Raw genomic sequence first — 19,007 nt, forward strand, 5'->3', positions numbered from 1 at the left:
GTTGCATCGGTTGCGTCGCTACGCGCCGGCAGTCTGCGCTATCACGAGCGGGTCCGTCCACGGTCGACCACCAGATCCAACTGGATCTAAATTGAACTATGAGCAGCATTCACAATATCCAGGTTCCGCCGGCAGCCAGTCCGGGGAATCCGATAGCGAGCATCGATACACCTGCGCTGCTGCTGGACGCCGACGCGTTCGAGCGCAATCTGGATGTCATGCAGGCGCGGGCCGATGAGGCCGGCGTAGCGTTGCGGCCGCATGCCAAAGCGCACAAATGCCCGGCGATCGCGCTCGCGCAGATCCAGCGCGGGGCGGTCGGCATCTGCTGCCAGAAGGTCAGTGAGGCGCTCCCCTTCCTTCAAGCCGGCGTCACGGATATTCACGTCAGCAACGAAGTCATCGGTTTGGCGAAGCTTGATTTGCTGGCGCGGATGGCGCGGCATGGGCGTTTCAGCGTTTGCGTGGACCACCCCGATCAGGTGGTGGCGTTAGCGGCGGCGATCGCCGCACACGGTAGCCGTATCGATGTCTTCGTCGAAATCAATGTCGGCCAGAACCGCTGCGGTGTAGCCGATGCCAGGCAGGTGTTGCAATTGCTGGAAGTGATGTCCGCACATGCTCAACTGACGTTCAAAGGCTTGCAGGCGTATCAGGGCGGTATTCAGCACATCCGCGATCACGCCGGGCGGCGTGACGCCGCAGGGCTTGCCGCGGCCCGTACGGCCGAGGTTGTCGAAGCACTCGACCGTGCGGGGGTGGTCTGCGCCGTTGTCACCGGCGGCGGCAGCGGCAGCGTCGAGTTTGATCTCGCCAGTGGGGTCTACACCGAAGTGCAGCCCGGTTCTTACGTTTTCATGGATGGGGACTACGGTCGCAACGTCTATACCGATGCACTGCGCTTCGAACACAGCCTGTTTCTCGCCACATCGGTGATCAGCGTTGGCAATAGTGACGCCGGACAGGTCGTGGTCGTCGACGCGGGACTCAAGTCCCTGGCCGTCGATTCCGGTTTGCCGACGGTCTGGGGTGATGGCGGCGCAAGCAGCACCTTGCACTACACGGTTGTCAACGACGAACACGGAAGTGTACAGATGCTCAATCACGACGTCGTCAAACCTGCGCTGGGCAGTCAGCTTCTACTGGTGCCGGGCCATTGCGACCCGACGCTCAATCTGCATGACGAAATCATTGTCTTTCGCGAGGGCCGGGTCGAGGCGATATGGCCAGTGAGCGCGCGCGGCCATAGCCGTTAGCCTGGCGCCTTCGCTGGAATTTTCGCATTTGCGGTTTGTCCAGTTTGCAAATAGTCTCGTGGTTGAAATTTGTAAGATGTACTGCTAACTATTGCGCCTCGGTGGCGCTATGTCATGTGGAGAAGCGTCATGGTGGTTCCAGAGTTGAATGTGGATGTCAGCAGTGCCCTTGACGATATGTTTGCCCCTTTCAATCGCAGCGATGTGCCGGGTCTGGTGGTGGGTATTACGCAGCGCGGCAAGTTGCTGTACCGGCGCGGCTTCGGGCTCGCCAGCCTGGAGCACGCAGTGGCCAATACGCCAGGCACGCGCATGCGGATCGGCTCGATCAGCAAGCACTTCGCTGCTGTCTTGACCCTGCTGCTGGTCGAGGAGGGCAAACTCGATCTCGACGCGCCGATTCGAAGCTACATTCCCGAACTCACCGGCCCGGGCGGCGACCCCACGGTCAGGCAACTTCTTATGCATCGCGGCGGCTCGCGCTGCTATCTCGACATCGGCTTCCTGTGCCGCGGATTGGTGCCACCGCCGCTGGGAACTGCGTTGGCCACGCAGGTTCGTCAGACGGGTCGTAACTTCGCGCCCGGCGACACGATGATTTACAACAACGGCGGCTATCAACTGGTGTCGATCGCGATCGAAAGGGTGGGCGGTGCGTCGTTCGAGGCGCAGCTAAAGCAGCGCCTGTTCGATCCGTTGGGGATGCTCGATACAGCGTCGATCCAAAGCGATTACAGCATCACGCCGGGCATTGCGACGATGCATTTGCCGGCGCCGGGCGGCGGCTGGCGGCGCGGTCTGTTTCCTTCGGAGGAGAACCGCGGCGAGGGCGCCATCGTCTCGACGGTCGACGACATGCTGCGCTGGGCCGAACATCTTCGTACGCGAGACCGCTTCGGCTCGCTCGCAACCTGGACTGCGCTGACGGAGCTTGCACCCTTTCCAGACGGAACCGCCGGAAGCTATGGATTGGGTGTGATGGTCCAGACTTATCGAGGGGTGCGTATCGTGCATCACGCCGGCGGTGTGACCGGTGGGTCGAGCCAGATGCTCACGGCGCCCGACCACGGGCTCGACATCGTGATCATCGCCAATGGCGCACCCGCGTGCAATCCGGTGAAGCTGGCTGAGCAGGCGCTCGATCTCATCCTCGCCGACCACCTCGGTGAGCGCACGCCTACGATCGCGGCGGCTGACTACAAGGATCTGCTAGGCGATTGGTGGTCTGCGGACACCGGCATGATCTATGGCCTGATTGATGAGGAGGGCGTGCTGAAGCTGTCGCTGTGCGGCAGTTCAAAGGGTTTTCCGTTGGAGAAAGGACTTAACGGCCGGGCGCTTGCGCGGGGCGTCGGCGCGGGCATGGGCGATTTTGAAATCGGGCTGGACGAAGCCGCGAGCAGTGATGGGCTGACGGTCAGGTTCGGCGGGCAATCCGCCGTCTATCGAAAGGTCTCCAGGGACACTGCCGATACGGAAGCCTTCATTGATGCAGTCACGGGTCAGTACTACAGCGCCGACGCCGACTGCACAGCCGTTATCGCGCGAGATGGTGAGCGCATCGTGCTTCGCTGCGGCGATGCGTATGGGCAAGTCGAGAGCGAGCTGACTTGTCTGGGCGAAACGCTTGCATGCGTCTCGCCGTCCTTGATGGGTTGGTCCGCCGCGTTGAGTTTTTCGAAGCAAGACGGGCGAATGAGTGGATTCCAGCTCAACTCAGGGCGAACGCGGAATCTCTCGTTCGAACGGAAACAGACAGGCTAAGTGGCTGTCCCGGATCGGACATCCAGGTTCAAAAAATGTCCTGCTTGGAAAAGTTTGCCAATATGGAAAATTCAGCCATATACTACTTACTATCGCGCCGCTATGGCGTCAAATCTGTGGAGAAAGCGTCATGGTGGTTCCAGAGTTGAATGTGGATGTCAGCAGTGCCCTTGACGGTATGTTTGCCCCTTTCAATCGCAGCGATGTGCCGGGTCTGGTGGTGGGCATTACGCAGCACGGCAAGTTGCTGTACCGGCGCGGCTTCGGGCTCGCCAGTCTGGAGCACGCAGTGGCCAATACGCCGGGCACGCGCATGCGGATCGCCTCGATAAGCAAGCACTTCGCCGCTCTCCTGGCCCTGCTGCTGGTCGAGGAAGGCAAGCTCGATCTCGACGCGCCGATCCGAAGCTACATTCCCGAACTCACCGGCCCGGGCGGCGACCCCACGGTCAGGCAACTTCTTATGCATCGCGGCGGCTCGCGCTGCTTTATCGACATCGGCATCCTATGCCGTGGATTGGCGGTGCCGCCGGCAGGGACCGGCCTGGCCACACAGGTTCGCCAGACGGGGCGTAACTTCGCGCCCGGCGACACGATGCTTTACAACAACGGCGGCTATCACCTGGTGTCGATCGCGATCGAAAGGGTGGGCGGCGCGTCGTTCGAGGCGCAGTTAAAGCAGCGCCTGTTTGATCCGTTGGGCATGCTCGATACCGATTCGATCCCAAGCGATTACAGCATCACGCCGGGTATTGCGACGATGCATACGCCGGCGCCGGGCGGCGGCTGGCGGCGCGGCCTGTTTCCTTCGGAGGAGAATCGCGGCGCGGGCGGCATCGTCTCGACGGTCGACGACATGCTGCGCTGGGCAGAGCATCTTCGTACGCGAGATCGCTTCGGCTCGCCCGCAACCTGGACTGCGCTGACCGAGCTTTTGCCCTTTCCAGACGGAGCCGTCGGAGGCTACGCAATGGGTCTGGCGGTCGAGTCCTATCGGGGTGTGCGTATCGTGCATCACTCCGGAGGCGTGATCGGCGGGACGAGCCAGATGCTCACGGCGCCCGACCATGGGCTCGACATCGTGATCATGGCCAACGGCGCACCCGGGTGCAGCCCGGTAAAGCTGGCCGAGCAGACGCTCGAACTCATTCTTGCCGACCATCTGGGTGAGCGCGCGCCGACGGTCGCCGCGGCTGACTACAAGGATCTGCTCGGCGAGTGGTGGTCTGCGGATACCGGCATGGTCTATGGCCTGATTGATGAGGAGGGCGTGCTGAAGCTGTCGCTGTGCGGGGCAGCGCAAGGGGTGCCGTTGAGAAAAGCACCGGACGGACGGATCATCTTGCCACCCTTGAACATGGGTGAGGTCGAGCTCGGGCTGGACGATGCTGCCAGGAGCCACGAGTTGACGATCAGGTTCGGTGGACAATCCGCCGTCTATCGAAAGGTCTCCAGAGACACCGCCGATAGGGAAGCTTTCGTCGAAGCGGTCATGGGCCAGTACTACAGCGCCGACGCTGACTGCACAGCCGTTATCGCGCGAGATGGTGAACGCATCGTGCTTCGTTGCGGCGATGCGTATGGGCAAGCCGAGTGCGAGCTGATTTGCCTGGGCGAGAAGGTTGCATGCCTCGCGCCCGCCGTGACCGGTTGGACCGCCGCGTTGAGTTTTTCGAAGCAAGGCGGGCGAATGACAGGATTCCAGATCAACCTGCCGCGCACCAGGTATCTGTCGTTCGAGCGGAAACCGACACGCTGAGCGCCTGCCGGGATCGGCTCACACCAGGAATACACACGAAATCCTGAATGCCAGTGACGGGACCGGAGCCCGTCACTTCTGTTTTGCAGCGCGGTGGAGTCCGCGTTCCGCAGACCATAACCAATCATTGAGGTAGATGAAGCGTATGACGCAAGCTGAGCCTGTTTCGATTCCCAACACCCGGACAATCGATTTTGTTTCCGGGATCAATGACCAGCAATATTCAATCAGCGTGGCGTTGCCGTGGCTGCCTGCGCCTGAACGCGGCTATCGGGTGCTCTACGTGCTCGATGGCTATTCCTATTTCGCGAGTGCTACGGAAGCCGTTCGTGCCAACGTGCATGATGTGGTTGTCGTGGGTATCGGGTATCCCAGCGATCCTGCCTCTGTAAAGAAAGCCATTGAGCCGTTTGGGCCGAAGCCGGGATTGAGCGAACTGGAGTCGATCGCCTACGCGTTCGGGATGAGGCGCTCGTATGACCTCAGCTTGCCGATTAGTGCCGATGTCCTTGCTGCACAGAGCCTACCGGTCTTCAAACAGACAACGGAACAGATTGGCGGTCTCGATGACTTCCTTGCGACGATCGAAACGGAGGTCAAGCCGCGCGTCGCGGAGCTGGTTTCCATCGATCCATCGAACCAGGCCATCTTTGGGCATTCGCTCGCCGGCATGGCTGTTCTGCACGCGTTATTCGTCGAACCGAACGCCTTTCGAACCTTCATCGCGGCCAGTCCGGCGATCTGGTGGGGCGAGAAAGCGGTGCTGGCGAACGAGGAAAAATTTTCAGCCGCTGTGGTCGCCGGCACTGTCAGTCCACGGGTGCTCGTGACCATAGGGAGCGAAGAGGAAACGGCGAAACCTGTCCCGCCCGGGTTCGGTATGGATCAGGCCGAACTCGATGCACGAGTTCGAAGCGCGCGAGCGATCGGGAACGCGCGTGATCTCACCGCAAGATTGCAAGCCTTGCGCGGATCGAATGGCTATCAGGTTGAGGACGTCGCGATTTTCGACAAACAGGGGCACGGGCTTGCACCGTGGCCGGCGCTCGGTCGCGCAATCGACTTCGCTTTTAATTGAAGCGTCTCCAGGGACACCGCCAACGCTGAAGCCTTCATCGTCGCAGAACGATGGAGTCTGCGTTGTGCAGACCATAACCAATCATTGAGGTAGATGAAGCGTATGACGCAAGCTCAGCCTGTTTCGATTCCCAACACCCGGCGAATCGATTTTGTTTCCGGGATCAATGGCCGTCAATACTCGATTAGCGTGGCGTTGCCGTGGCTGCCTGCGCCTGAAAGCGGCTACCGGGTGCTCTACGTGCTCGATGCGCATGCCTATTTCACGAGCGCCTTGGAAGCCGTTCGCGCCAACGTGCGTGATGTGGTTGTCGTGGGTATCGGGTATCCCAGCGATCCAGCTTTTGTCAAAAAAGCCATTGAGCCGCTTGGGCCATTGCCGGGATTGAACGAACTGACGTCGATGGCCTACGCCTTCGGGCTGACGCGGATGTACGACCTCAGCTTGCCGGTCAGTGCCGATGTCCTTGCTAAGGAAAACATACCGATGTTCAATCTGACAACGGAACAGGTTGGTGGTCTCGATGACTTCCTTGCGACGATCGAAACGGAGGTCAAGCCGCGCGTCGCGGAGATGGTTTCCATCGACTCATCGAACCAGGCCATCTTTGGGCATTCGCTCGGCGGCCTGGCTGTTCTGCACGCGTTATTTGTCGAGCCGAACGCCTTTCGAACCTTTATCGCGGCCAGTCCGTCGATCTGGTGGAGCGAGAAAGCGGTGCTGGCGAATGAGGACAATTTTTCGGCCGCTGTGGTCGCCGGCGCTGTCAGTCCACGGGTGCTCGTGACCATGGGCAGCGAAGAGGAGACGGCGAAACCTGTCCCCGCCGGGCTCAAGATGGATCAGGCCGAATTCGACGCACGAATTCGAAGCGGGCGAATGGTCGAGAACGCGCGTGAGCTCACCGCAAGACTGCAAGCCTTGCGCGGATCGAACGGTTATCAGGTTGAGGACTATGCGGTCTTCGCCAAACAGGGGCACGGGCTTGCAGCGTGGCCGGCGCTCGGCCGCGCGATCGACTTCGCTTTTAATTGAGCGGAACAGGCGGGCGCCCAGTGGGGCGTCGGAGCGCGGGCACTCGCAACTGACCTGAGCCCGTGTCCTACCGAACGCGTCACTGGGCATCGCCTGAAGAAAGAGTCCGACGTGAAAGCGGACCGACCTGTCAGCCGCGAGGGGCGCCCGGCGCCTTCGCGCGAGCCTGGAAGCGCCGATGCTCCTCGGGTGGCACCAATGACCCGCCCGTCGTCCAGATCACGTGCGTCGCGGCGTTCAAGTCGAGATTGCGAGCACGCAGGTAGTCGCGACCGGCAGCCGACTCGCTCAGCCATGCCGGACCCCCGACGCCCGCCACGGCCGACGGTTCAAGCTCGATCTCCATGGTCCGCTTGACCACATGCAACTGCGTGTAGAGCTCGTCGTCGCTGACGGTGAATACGCCGGCTAGCTGCGCGGCCATGAGGGGGCTGACAAGATACGACGCCTGGCCGACCGCGAGTCCGTCGGCATCCGTGCGATTATCGAGGCCGATGTCATAGACGGACACCGGTTCATCGCAACCGGCCGCCAGTTGGACCAGCATGCACGGTGACGCTACGGGCTCCGCGAAGAAGCAATGCACATGCGGGCCGAACAAGGCCTTCAGGCCGTAGGTGATGCCGCCCGGCGCACCGCCAACGCCGCACGGGATGTACACGAAGAGCGGATGTTCCGCGTCGACGATGCGGCCCGCCTCGGCAAGCTGCGCGGCCAGGTGGCGGGCCGCCGCCGCGTAGCCGAGAAACAGCATCAACGACCCTTCGTCGTCGACGAAATGACAGCGAGGCATTTCCAGCGCTTGCGCGCGTCCGCCCGCAACGGCCTGGGCATAGTCGCCCTCGTGCTCGACGACCCGAACGCCACGCTGCCTCAGGCGCTCTTTCTTCCAGAGTTTTGCGTCGGTGGACATGTGCACGACCGCCTCGAACCCCAGCGCCGCCGCCATCACGCCGATACTCAAACCGAGATTGCCTGTGCTGCCGACCGTGACCGTGTGTTGCGCAAACAGCGCCCGCGCCGGCGGCGAGGCGAGGAGCCGGCGATCATCGGTGGCGTCGATGAGGCCGTATTCGAGCGCGATCGATTCGGCGAGTGCAAGCACCTCATGAAAGCCGCCGCGAGCCTTGATGGAACCTGCAACCGGTAGCGCATCGTCGCGCTTGATGAACCACGCACCCTGAGGCTTGCCCGAGTCCGTCAATGCGGCTTGCAGGCGGTCGGTGGATACCAGCGGGGACTCTACCTTCCCTGCGCTCGCGCGGAGCTCGGGAAACAGCTGCGCCATCAACGGCTCGCAGCGCGCCAGCCGCTTCTCGGCATGGGTGATCTGATCCGTCGTCGGAGCGCCCTTCGGCAAGTTTCGGCCGACATTGGGGTTGAGCCACAGCAACGGTTGCAGCGATCTTAGTTCGGTTAACAAATCGATGGATTCAAGCATTGACTATCTCGGTGACGCCGGCTCGAATGAGCAACGCATGCGGGTGCGGGCTGAGCGTTCCGCCCCCGCCCCAGCATGGCGGCGCGGCCAAACGATGCAGGCCGCGCCGCGGCGGAGACGCCGGCAATCCCCGCGCTCATGTTCCGCTTTAGAACGGCACGTCAACCTGCATGCCGACGGTCAGAGGCTGGATGAACACCACAGAGGCGGGGCCTCCGGACGAAACGAAGCTGCTCCCGGCAGCCAACATGCCGCGCTTGTTGAAAAGGTTATGAACAAAGAAGGAGACGTTCGCTTTGCGCAGATCGATACCGGCACGCAGGTCCGTCGTGAAATAGCCCGGCAAACTGAAGTTCGGCAAGCTCTTGCTCCCGGGGAAGTTCGAGTTGCGTTGCCCGATATACGTCTCGGTCGCACCCGCGTAGGCGCGATACGAGGCGACGTTGAAGAGATAGTCGACATTGAGCGTGGCAGAAAAGTCGGGCGTGTTCGGCAGGCGATCGCCCGACACGGCCCCGATGCCGGGCACGTTTTGGGTGAGCCGGGCGTCCAGATAGGTGAGGCCCGCTCCCAGATGCCACTGCGGAGTCGGATTCAGGGTGCCGAAGAACTCCAGTCCCTTCGAACGGGCCTTGCCGCCATTGGTTACCACGCCGAGAGTATTGACGACGGTGTTGAGCTGGATGTTCTTCCATTCGATATCGAATGCTGAAACGGATATCGATGCGCGCTTATCCAGGAAATCGGCCTTGTAGCCGACTTCATAACTGGTCAGCGTGTCGGGATTGAACGTTCCCGGCGTCATTTGTCCAGTGACGGGATCGTGCAAGCTCGGCTGCGGACCGCCAGGACGGTAGCCGGTTGCGACGCGCCCGTACAGGCTGCTGTTCGGTGTCAGCAGATAGCCGAGTGTGAAGAGGTAGGTCTTGCTTGTATCGGCAGACTCGCCGGGGTGATTCCCGTTTCCGGCAAGTGGGCCTGACGAGACGGCACTGAATGTCTGATCGTTGTGGGCAACCCGCAACCCGGCGGTTGCTGACAATCGGGAGGTGAAGTGATAGGTCAGATCGCCGTAGGCTGCATATTCCTTGTAGGTCGACGGAAACTGATTCGTGAGCAGCGTGAGCGATGTTCCTGGCCCCGTGGCGGTGAGAGCCTGATCCTGGTTGCTGCTTTCGTGTGTGTAAAAAAGCCCTGCAATCCACTCGAGCTTGCGATTGGCCGGCGAGGTGAGGCGTAATTCCTGAGTGAACTTGTCCGTTGAGGCCGCCAGACGCGCGGTAGCCGTACGGAACAGCGGCGCACCATACAGGGTATTCAGGAGGCGTGGATAAACGGCCGAATCGTCGCTGATGTTGCTGGTGCGTATGGTCTGATAGGCCGAGATAGCGTTGAGGCGTGCCCATCCAAAATCGTACTCAATGTTCGCGGAATACAGTTCGATGATCTGGTCGAACGGTTCATCAACCCGCCGGCTCTGGGTGAGGTCGCCGTAGAGGGGTTGCCGCGTGTAGAAATTGTAGTCGACGTCCGCGTTGCCATCGCGCTTGATCTGCTGCGTGGTCGCGGTCAGGCGCACCGTCAGGGCATTGGTTGGCGTCACTGTCAGGGATGCCCGGCCGCCGCGCGTGCTGGAGCCATTCACCCCTTTCTCCGGATCGCTACCGATACGGTTCACATACCCGCCATCCTGCTGATTGAACGCGCTGACTCGGAGGGCCGCGACATCCTGCTTGATCGGCACATTCACCACCGCGCTTTCGGTGTGGTTGAGGCCGCCATGGTCGGTACCCGAAAGCATGACGCTCGCATGACCGCTGACGTCGCCTTCGGTGTCCGGCTCATTGGTCACATACTTCAGCAGCCCGCCCATTGCACCCGCGCCGTATAGCGTGCCCTGCGGACCTCGCAGCAGCTCGATATGGTTAAGGTCAAGCAGGCTCATGTCCAGCGCAAGTTGTGCACCGTCCCCATAGATCGTACTGGAGCCAAACGGCACTTCGTCGACATAGACACCGACTGTCGGTGAGATGTCGGCGCCGGTCGTGATCCCGCGCATGCTGATCTGAGCGTTACCCGCTCCCGCCGAGGTGAGGGTTACGCCCGGCTCCTTCGTCAGGTAATCGCTCATCGACGCGTCGCCCTTGCGTTGAAGTTCTTTCGCACTCAGAGCATTCACCTGCATCGGCACTTCACGCGCCGGCTCCCGGCGCCGGTTCGCCGTGATTTCGACCGTGTTCAGGGTGGTGACATCGCCGGTCGCAGTGGTCTTGGCGGGCGCTTTAGGTGTGGCCGGCGCCGCTGTGTTCGTGGCGCTTGCGGCGACGGGTGCGGAACCCGGCGCTGTATTGGATGGAGCCGTTTGGGCATGCGCACACAGTACCGTCAGGCCGACAGCGGGCCCGAAAAACAGCGATGCATAGCGGCCGCCCACCGGCCGCCCGCTCGTGCGACCGTTGTTACGCTTGCCCCGCGGGGGCCTGTTCTGATTGGTTTTTATACCCACGATGGGTCTCCTCCTTGAATTCCATGATTAGGGTTCAACTGGCTGGAGTGGCCCGGCGGGATCTCTGCCGCTCCTTGTACCGGGGTCACAGACACAAGGTAGCAAAAAATTATCCATAAAAGAAAATATTTTCAAAAATGATATATTCCAACCACGTTGAACAAGTTGGAAGAGGGGCGGCCAGTTTATGGAAAGGCCGTGACCGTGAGGCCGGTGGCGGCTGCGCCCTGCGTTGCGGGATGGCTGGCCGCAGCATTTTTCTGCTGGTTCGGCCCTTCAACCGCACAGGCGACGGGGACGGCGACGGCTTTGCAGCTCGCCACGCGCTCGCGGGGGACCAAGAGGATCTTGAATTTTCCTAAATGGAAATATTCTTGTCATTCGGTACAATGGCAAGCGTTGGCAGCGACATCGGGCGGCTCGACACCTGAATCCCGGAGGCCGGCTGTTTGCCGGCAGAAGACTGTGCGGGAATCAATGGAGACGCCCGCCGGTTTGGCTCGCGAAACAGGCAGCACCATGAGGCGCTGTAGGTGATTGCGATACGGCAGGCCGCCGCCCGGCCTGATGACAATTCGATATCGAAAGAACAAAAATGAAATTCTTTATGGCAGGCCTCGACACCGAAACCAATACCTTCTCGCCTATCCCTACCGGGCGGCAAAGCTTCGAGCAGCTATTGATCGCATATGGGGACGCCACGCAGCGTCAACTGAACTGCTGCTCCGCTCAGCTCGCAACCTGGAAGCAAATGGCCGATGCGCGAGGCTGGACGGCGGTCGAAAGTCTCTGCGCGGTAGCGGAACCGGGCGGCATTACCAGCCGTGCCGTGTACGAAGAATTTCGGGAAAGGATCGTTGCAGATCTGAAGGCAGCAGGCGCCGTCGATTTCGTTATCCTCGCGCTGCACGGCGCAATGGTGGCCGACGGCTATGACGACGTCGAAGGAGATCTGCTCAGCCATATTCGGCGTGTTGTCGGGCCGGATCTGCCGATTGGAGTGGAACTGGATCTGCACGCTCATCTCACGCCGCTTATGCTGGACAAGGCAACGGCAATCGTGACGTACAAGGAGTACCCGCATGTCGATATCGAAATATGCGCGGCTCAACTCTTCGAACTCGTTGCAGACACGGCGGCCGGTAAGGTCAGGCCCAAAATGGCGATGTTCGATTGCCGGATGCTAGGCACCTTCAGGACGCAGGATCAGCCTCTGCGCGAGTTCGTCGAAAGAATGAAAGCGATGGAGGGCGCCGATGGCATCCTCTCCGTGTCTTTCGTGCATGGCTTTCCATGGGGCGATGTCGCGGACGTTGGCGCCAAGATGCTCGTGATCGCCGACGGTGACCAACGGAAGGCCGCTACCGTGGCCGAGGCACTGGGCGAGGAGATCTGGAGCAAACGCGCAGCCTTGACGCCGATTTTCAAATTGATAGACGAAGCGCTGGATCGCGCATGCGCCGCTGCCGAGGGCCCAATTGTTCTAGCCGATGTGTCCGATAACGCCGGTGGCGGTGCACCAGGCGATTCGACTTTTATTCTGCAGAGAATCCTGGAGCGGGGCATCGACAATGTCATCAGCGCGCTGTACTGGGATCCGGTTGCCGTCCGTTTCTGTCAGGAGGCGGGCGAAGGCGCGCGACTGAAACTTCGTGTTGGGGGAAAAGTCGGCGCCACCTCAGGCCAACCGCTGGATCTGGACGTTACCGTGCGCCGGACCGCGTCCGGCATCACGCAAAGATTCGGCGTCGTCCCCATCAGTATCGGCGACGCAGTTTGGGTTAGCACCGGTAACGTCAATCTGATTCTGAACACGCATCGAACGCAGGTCTTCCACCCTGAATTCATGGTCGCATTAGGACTCGATCCGAGTCAGTTCCGCCTGATTGTTGTTAAGTCCCTCAACCACTTCCATGCGGCCTTTGCCTCGCTCGCCAAGGACATTATTCATGTCGACGCGCCGGGCGCGCTCAAGCGAGACTTTGCCACCCGGCCTTATGCAAAGTCGGGCAGATCATTGTGGCCCGCTACAGACGATCCATTTGCGGACACACAGATGCGCCACTGATGAATCAAGGGGATACGGTGAACTTTCATGCAATGATTTGAGGTCAGGAGATGACGGTACAGAATCATTTTTCAGCTACATATGTCGAAGCGCGGGAAAAATTTCTGAAGGCGGCTCAAGCTTTGGGTATGACTGTTGGGCGCGCATTTCATCCATACAAGGTCGGGCCCGATGGAGCGGCGCTTTCGATCGACTCAGCCCGGTTTTCGCCTGACAACGCCAGGTCACTGCTCGTCATAACGTCGGGAACGCACGGCGTGGAGGGCTTTTGCGGATCGGGATGCCAGATCGGTTTGCTGAACGACGCCGATTTTCTGGACGAACTGCGAGACAAGGCGGTCGCGCTGCTCCTCATTCACGCTGTCAATCCTTACGGGTTTGCGCATCTGCGCAGAGTGAATGAAGACAACGTCGACCTGAATCGCAACTGTGTTGATTTCAGCACTGCTGTCGGCGCCAACCCGAATTACAGGGAACTCGATGCATTGCTTTTGCCCGATACGTGGCCGCCGACGGATGCCGATAATGACGCGCTTGCCGGCTACATCCGGCAGCATGGCGAGCGCGAGTTGCGCGAGACCGTGACGAAGGGGCAATACGAGATACCTGACGGCATGTACTACGGCGGCAGTTCGCGCTGCTGGAGCACGCAGGAGGTCAAGGCGATTCTCGGCGCGCACCTGCCCAACTTCGATCGTTTGGCGTGGGTGGATATCCATACCGGCCTCGGCGCCCAGGGTCATGGCGAGAAAATATTCATGCGCGAGGACATGTCCGAACTGCGGCGAGCGCGCAACTGGTGGGGCGCTGACGTCAAACAGATCTTTGAACCACGCTCGGTTTCGGCCGTTTTCGATGGGCCGTTGATGAGTACCGTCTACGACGGATTCCCGACAGTCGAAAAGACCACGCTCGGCCTCGAATTTGGAACCTATGAGACCTCGCGGGTCTTGCAGGCGTTACGCGCGGATCATTGGCTGCATCGGCATCCTGACGTATCCGCTGAACAGTCGGAGCAGATCGGCCGGGACCTGAAAGACGCCTTCTATTGCGATGACGACACATGGAAAGGGATGGTGTTTGCGCAGACACGCGTCATCGCACTGCAGGCGATTTTTGGTCTTTCTGGGAAGGGTGACTGAGCCTGAATCCTGGCTGACTGATCAAGCATCACTGGAAATATTACTGAGGTTCAAATGTCTCATGCCATGTTGAACGCTGAACTTGAAAGATTCATCGACATCGGGATTCCTGGCATCTCCGCCGCGATTGCAAATCGAACGGGCGTAATCTGGTCACACACGGCTGGTTTTGCCGATATCACAGCTCGAGTGCCGATGACGCGGGACTATGTTTTCGGCGTCGGCAGCATCACCAAGACGTTCATTAGTGTTCTCGCCTTCCAGCTTGCGCAGGAAGGCCTTCTCTCACTCGACGCTACGCCTTTGTCTATTCTTGGTCCCGGTATCGTTCGGGGAATCGCCAACGCCGATACGGCGACGATCGCCCAACTCATGAATCACACGGCCGGCATACCGAGCTGGGAAGACGATCCAGCGTGGATCCGTGACGGGCGCGGCGAAACGATCGAGCCGTCCCGGCGTTGGGGCAAGGGCGATACGCTCGACTATATTCGAGGCGACAGCCATCCTGCGCTCTTTCCGGCGGCGCAGCAGTTTTCCTATTCGAATACCAACTTCACCTTGCTGGGTCTCGTGATCGAGCATGTTGCCTGTTCTTCACTGCAAGCAGAATTGCATCGCCGGATCATCGATCCGCTCGAGCTGACGCAGACCTACCTCGAAGGCTTTGAAGAGCGGAACGGCGTGTCGCAGCCGCGTCGTTACCACTACGCAACGGAGACCTTCCGCCAGACCGCGGGCATCGCACAGTCCTTTCCCGAGTTGCCTCGTGGCTTGATCGATGTCAGCGGTTCCAATCTGTCCGTCGAATGGGCCGCCGGTGGCATGGTTTCATCTCCTCGCGACCTCGTCCGCTTCGGGTCCGCGTTGCGCGACGGCGAACTGCTTCGGCCTGACACATTCGACCTGATGAGGCGCTGGGTGAGCGCCCGATTGAAAGCAGATGCGGGGCACGGTTTGTTCCGCTTCGAGACGAAGAGCGGTTTTCTTAACGGCCATACCGGCGGCGTCCTTGGTTCCACAGGGTGCTTCTGGTGGGCAGAGAAAGGCGATTGCGTCGTAGCGGTATTGGCCAATGTCGGTTCGATGCACGCTGGAGTCGTTCCGGCCAGCGCAGCCGATGTCGCGCTTCATGGCGATTTCACTGCGCTCGCCATGGCGTATGCCGCCGAGCTTGCATGACAACGTAGCGCTGGCAACGGATGGTCCAGACCGTGTCACACGGCCTGAACCGGCGCTCGATCACCCTTTCACGGGTTGCTTCGGAGATAACGCCGCCGCACCATTCAAGCGGTGCCGTGGCGATGCTGCAGAATTAGCGCCGGCCGCGATTGCGCTGCGAAATTCGGTCAGCCATTTTTCGCGCTTCGCTGCGGCGGCGATGACATTGCGCTCCTTGACGTGACCGAAGCCGCGAATCTCGTCCGGCAGGTTGGCGAGTTTCATCGCGAGATCGAAGTTCGCGCTGTCGAGCGACAGGCATAGTTCGTCCATCAGCGCGATGTACTGCTCAATCAGCTCACGCTCATTGCGGCGTTCGGCCGTCTTGCCGAATACGTCAAACGCCGTGCCGCGCAGGAACTTGAGCTTTGCCAGCATACGGAACATCGCGAGCGTCCATTGGCCGAACCGCTGCTTCTTCAGATGTCCATCTTCGTCGCGTTTCGCCAGCAACGGCGGAGCAAGATGGAATACCAGTTTGTAGTCGCGCCCGGGTTCGCCTTCGAACTGCGCGCGCAGTTTGTCCATGTAAGCCGGATCCGCGTAGAGACGCGCAACTTCATACTCGTCCTTATAGGCCATCAGTTTTGCAAGATTGCGCGCAACAACTGGTGTGAGACGGTTTTTCGCGCCTGCGGCAAACGCGGCTTCCGCTGCTCGCACGCGCTCGACGACCTCGACATATCGTGCTGCGTAGCGCTCGTTCTGGTAAAGCGTTAGCTGCTTGACGTGACGCTCGATGAGCCGCTCCAGCGGCTCTGGAATCTGTACGACGATCGCCTGCTGCCGGTCGGTACGCGGTGCAAAAGTATCGGTCGCAGCCTCGCCGTGGTGCGCGACGTAACGGCCCCATTCGAATGCCAGCCGGTTCTTTTCAACCGCCACGCCGTTCAGTTCAATTGACCGATCAAGGCTCTCATAGCTGACCGGCAGCCAACCGCGTTGCCAGGCAAAACCCAGCAACAATGGATTGGCGTAAAGCGTGTCGCCAAGCAGCGCCAGCGCAAGCCGGTTTGCGTCCAGGAAAGCACAGTCCTCGCCGATGCTGTCGCGTAAGTCGTACTGCGTTTGATCGGCGGGAAAGGTCCAATGAGGATCGCGGACGAACTGTGCGGTCGGCGTCGCGCCGCTATTGATCACGGCCTTCGTCATGCCGCGTTGCGTGCGAGCGAGCACTTCGGCGGAAGCCGAGACAATGGCATCGCAGCCGAGAATCAGGCGCGCCTCGCCAGTTGCAACCCGCGTCGCGTGCAATTGATCCGGCGTGGCGGCGATCTGCACGTGACTCAGTACGGCGCCGCCTTTCTGCGCGAGGCCTGCCATATCGAGTACGGTCACGCCTTTGCTTTCGAGGTGGGCCGCCATCCCGAGCAAGCCGCCGATCGTTACCACGCCGGTACCGCCCACGCCCGTCACCAGCACGCCGTAAGGCTTCGACAAAGAAGCAATAGCGGGTCGAGGAAGCACTGAAAAGTCCGGTAATGCCGCGCCTGAAGCATCCTTGACGGCCTTCTTTACCTGTGCGCCTTCAGCCGTGACGAAGCTCGGACAAAAGCCGCTCACGCATGAAAAATCCTTGTTGCATGACGACTGGTTGATCCTGCGTTTGGTGCCGAGTGGCGTATGCAGCGGTTCGACGGAAAGACAGTTGGATTGCACCGAACAATCGCCGCACCCTTCACATACCGCGTCGTTAATAAAAGCGCGCCTGGCGGGATCGGGATAAGTGCCCCGCTTGCGACGCCGGCGCTTTTCGGTCGCGCAGGTCTGATCGTAGATCAGAATGCTGGTACCCTCGACTTCGCGCAACTCGCGCTGCAGACGGTCGAGTTCATCGCGGTGATACACGTTGACGCCTTCAGGCAGACGCACGCTCGCATCGTATTTTTCGGGCTCGTCGGTGACGATCAGTACCCGCTTTGCGCCTTCGGCGACCACCTGGAATGCGATCTGCGGGACCGTCAGTACACCGTCTACCGGTTGGCCACCTGTCATCGCGACAGCATCGTTGTACAACACCTTGTAAGTGACGTTGGCGCTCGCCGCGATCGATGCGCGAATCGCCAGAAGACCCGAATGAAAATAGGTGCCGTCGCCGAGATTGGCGAACACGTGACGCTCGTTCGTGAAATGCATCTGGCCGGTCCACGCGACACCTTCGCCACCCATCTGGCTGAATGTCTCCGTATTGCGGTCCATCCACATCGTCATGTAATGGCAACCGATACCGGCAAGCGCACGCGAGCCTTCGGGTACGCGCGTCGATGTGTTGTGCGGACAGCCGGAGCAGAACCACGGCTGGCGTTCCGCAACCGTGCGCGGCTTGGCAGCTTCGCGTTCCTTGGCTTCGATGACGGCAACGCGCGCTTCAATCCGCGCCCGCAGATCGTCTGGCAAATCGGCCCTCGCCAGACGGCGCGCAATCGCCTTCGCGATCAGTGCGGGGGAGAGTTCGTAATGCGCCGGTAGCAAAGCCTGGCCGCGCGGCACCGACCACTCGCCGCCTTCGTCATCGCGTTGGTCGAACTTGCCGAATACCTTCGGGCGAACGTCGTCGCGCCAGTTGTACAGTTCTTCCTTCAGCGCGTACTCGAGAATCTGGCGCTTCTCTTCGACGACCAAAATTTCGTCGAGACCGGTCGCGAAATCGCGAGCATTTTGCGCGTCGAGCGGCCACACGCAGCCCACCTTCAGCACTCGAATACCGATGCGTGCGCAGGCTTCGTCATCGAGCGACAGATCGGCGAGCGCCTGGCGCGTGTCCAGATACGCTTTTCCCGCGGTCATGATGCCAAGCCGCGGCGTGGGACTGTCGATGACAATGCGGTTCAGCCCGTTTGCGCGAACATACGCTAGCGCCGCGTACCACTTGTGGTTGAGCAGTCGCGCTTCCTGCGCGAGTGGCGGATCGGGCCAGCGGATGTTAAGCCCGCCTTCGGGCATCTCGAAGTCGTCCGGCAAGACGATCTGCAAACGATCTGCATCGATATCGATTGATGCGCTCGATTCGACCACATCCGTCACACATTTCATCGCGACCCAAAGGCCCGAATAGCGGCTCATCGCCCATCCGTGCAGGCCGAAGTCGAGATACTCCTGGACACTCGCCGGATAGAGCACCGGAATGCCGCTTGCGACAAACATATGCTCGGACTGATGCGCGACCGACGACGATTTCGCCGCGTGATCGTCGCCCGCGAGCACCAGAACACCACCGTTCGGATCGGTACCCGCCGCGTTGGCGTGCTTGAAGACGTCACCCGTGCGGTCGACCCCCGGACCCTTGCCATACCACATCCCGAACACGCCATCGACCTTCGCGCCCGGCCACAGGTTGACCTGCTGCGTACCCCACACGGCAGTGGCGGCAAGATCCTCGTTAACCCCAGGCTGGAACACAACGTCGTGTTGCTTAAGGTGCTTCTTCGCTTTCCATAAACCCTGGTCGAGCGCCCCGAGCGGCGAGCCGCGATAGCCCGACACGTAACCCGCCGTATTCAGGCCGGCGAGCCGGTCGCGTGCCTTCTGCAGCATGGGCAGACGGACCAGCGCCTGCGTGCCGCTCATATAAACGCGGCCTTTTTCGAGCGTGTATTTATCGTCGAGCGAGACCGTTGCAAGCGCGTCACGCAGTGGAGCCGATAGCGGGGCATTCATGGTTGGGAGTCTCCGGGGCGTTATTTGATGCGGAGTATAGGAAGCGGAATTTCCATCGTAAAATCACAAATACCGAACCC

General features: G+C 60.6%; 11 protein-coding genes. 8 read left to right on the plus strand and 3 right to left on the minus strand.

Going from position 1 to position 19,007, the window contains the following annotated elements; translation table 11 throughout:
• Window positions 1-98: 98 nt before the first annotated feature.
• The 5 genes from KHO23_RS09875 (at window position 99) to KHO23_RS09895 (ending at window position 6,892) form a co-directional block, all read left to right on the plus strand.
• On the plus strand, window positions 99-1,256 hold the full coding sequence (locus KHO23_RS09875; RefSeq protein ID WP_211610841.1) for a DSD1 family PLP-dependent enzyme: 1,158 nt from the start codon (window positions 99-101) through the stop codon (window positions 1,254-1,256).
• 129 nt (window positions 1,257-1,385) lie between these two features.
• On the plus strand, window positions 1,386-3,020 hold the full coding sequence (locus KHO23_RS09880) for a serine hydrolase domain-containing protein (protein WP_211610842.1): 1,635 nt from the start codon (window positions 1,386-1,388) through the stop codon (window positions 3,018-3,020).
• The gene (locus KHO23_RS09885; protein WP_211610843.1) at window positions 2,956-4,779 is read left to right on the plus strand and encodes a serine hydrolase domain-containing protein; all 1,824 of its coding nucleotides are present in this window, start codon (window positions 2,956-2,958) and stop codon (window positions 4,777-4,779) included. Before KHO23_RS09880 ends, KHO23_RS09885 begins: the two co-directional genes overlap by 65 nt.
• 136 nt (window positions 4,780-4,915) lie before the next feature.
• Window positions 4,916-5,857, plus strand: a complete 942-nt coding sequence (locus KHO23_RS09890) for an alpha/beta hydrolase (RefSeq protein WP_211610844.1) — start codon at window positions 4,916-4,918, stop codon at window positions 5,855-5,857.
• Between the two features lie 189 nt (window positions 5,858-6,046).
• Window positions 6,047-6,892: an alpha/beta hydrolase gene (locus KHO23_RS09895; RefSeq protein WP_211610845.1), complete on the plus strand. Its 846-nt coding sequence runs from the start codon at window positions 6,047-6,049 to the stop codon at window positions 6,890-6,892.
• 130 nt (window positions 6,893-7,022) lie between these two features.
• Here the strand turns inward: KHO23_RS09895 and KHO23_RS09900 are convergent, their stop codons facing one another.
• Complete coding sequence (locus KHO23_RS09900; protein WP_211610846.1) at window positions 7,023-8,333, minus strand: D-serine ammonia-lyase; 1,311 nt, start codon at window positions 8,331-8,333, stop codon at window positions 7,023-7,025.
• A gap of 148 nt (window positions 8,334-8,481) precedes the next feature.
• Entirely contained in the window at window positions 8,482-10,839 is a 2,358-nt protein-coding gene (locus tag KHO23_RS09905; RefSeq protein WP_236066774.1) for a TonB-dependent receptor, read from the minus strand.
• Window positions 10,840-11,434: 595 nt separating this feature from the next.
• On the opposite strand from KHO23_RS09905, the gene KHO23_RS09910 reads away from it, so the two are divergent.
• The 3 genes from KHO23_RS09910 to KHO23_RS09920 are packed head-to-tail and all read left to right on the plus strand — an operon-like array spanning window position 11,435 to window position 15,231.
• A complete protein-coding gene (locus tag KHO23_RS09910; protein WP_211610847.1) occupies window positions 11,435-12,907 on the plus strand; it encodes a M81 family metallopeptidase in 1,473 nt (490 codons plus the stop codon).
• A gap of 50 nt (window positions 12,908-12,957) precedes the next feature.
• Window positions 12,958-14,049, plus strand: a complete 1,092-nt coding sequence (locus KHO23_RS09915; RefSeq protein WP_211610848.1) for a M14 family metallopeptidase — start codon at window positions 12,958-12,960, stop codon at window positions 14,047-14,049.
• Window positions 14,050-14,103: 54 nt separating this feature from the next.
• Complete coding sequence (locus tag KHO23_RS09920; protein WP_211610849.1) at window positions 14,104-15,231, plus strand: serine hydrolase domain-containing protein; 1,128 nt, start codon at window positions 14,104-14,106, stop codon at window positions 15,229-15,231.
• Between the two features lie 60 nt (window positions 15,232-15,291).
• Here KHO23_RS09920 and KHO23_RS09925 read toward each other — a convergent pair whose 3' ends face one another.
• Complete coding sequence (locus KHO23_RS09925; RefSeq protein WP_236066775.1) at window positions 15,292-18,927, minus strand: indolepyruvate ferredoxin oxidoreductase family protein; 3,636 nt, start codon at window positions 18,925-18,927, stop codon at window positions 15,292-15,294.
• Between the last annotated feature and the right edge of the window lie 80 nt (window positions 18,928-19,007).

The organism is Paraburkholderia haematera (assembly GCF_905220975.1).
In the GTDB taxonomy this organism is placed as follows: domain Bacteria; phylum Pseudomonadota; class Gammaproteobacteria; order Burkholderiales; family Burkholderiaceae; genus Paraburkholderia; species Paraburkholderia haematera.

What these genes read in the sequence shown, in the direction of transcription:
- KHO23_RS09920 (WP_211610849.1), top strand. Translation starts at nt 14,104, where the DNA reads ATGTCTCATGCCATGTTGAACGCTGAACTTGAAAGATTCATCGACATC.
- KHO23_RS09890 (WP_211610844.1), top strand. Translation starts at nt 4,916, where the DNA reads ATGAAGCGTATGACGCAAGCTGAGCCTGTTTCGATTCCCAACACCCGG.
- KHO23_RS09925 (WP_236066775.1), bottom strand. Translation starts at nt 18,927, where the DNA reads ATGAATGCCCCGCTATCGGCTCCACTGCGTGACGCGCTTGCAACGGTC.
- KHO23_RS09900 (WP_211610846.1), bottom strand. Translation starts at nt 8,333, where the DNA reads ATGCTTGAATCCATCGATTTGTTAACCGAACTAAGATCGCTGCAACCG.
- KHO23_RS09915 (WP_211610848.1), top strand. Translation starts at nt 12,958, where the DNA reads ATGACGGTACAGAATCATTTTTCAGCTACATATGTCGAAGCGCGGGAA.
- KHO23_RS09875 (WP_211610841.1), top strand. Translation starts at nt 99, where the DNA reads ATGAGCAGCATTCACAATATCCAGGTTCCGCCGGCAGCCAGTCCGGGG.
- KHO23_RS09880 (WP_211610842.1), top strand. Translation starts at nt 1,386, where the DNA reads ATGGTGGTTCCAGAGTTGAATGTGGATGTCAGCAGTGCCCTTGACGAT.
- KHO23_RS09910 (WP_211610847.1), top strand. Translation starts at nt 11,435, where the DNA reads ATGAAATTCTTTATGGCAGGCCTCGACACCGAAACCAATACCTTCTCG.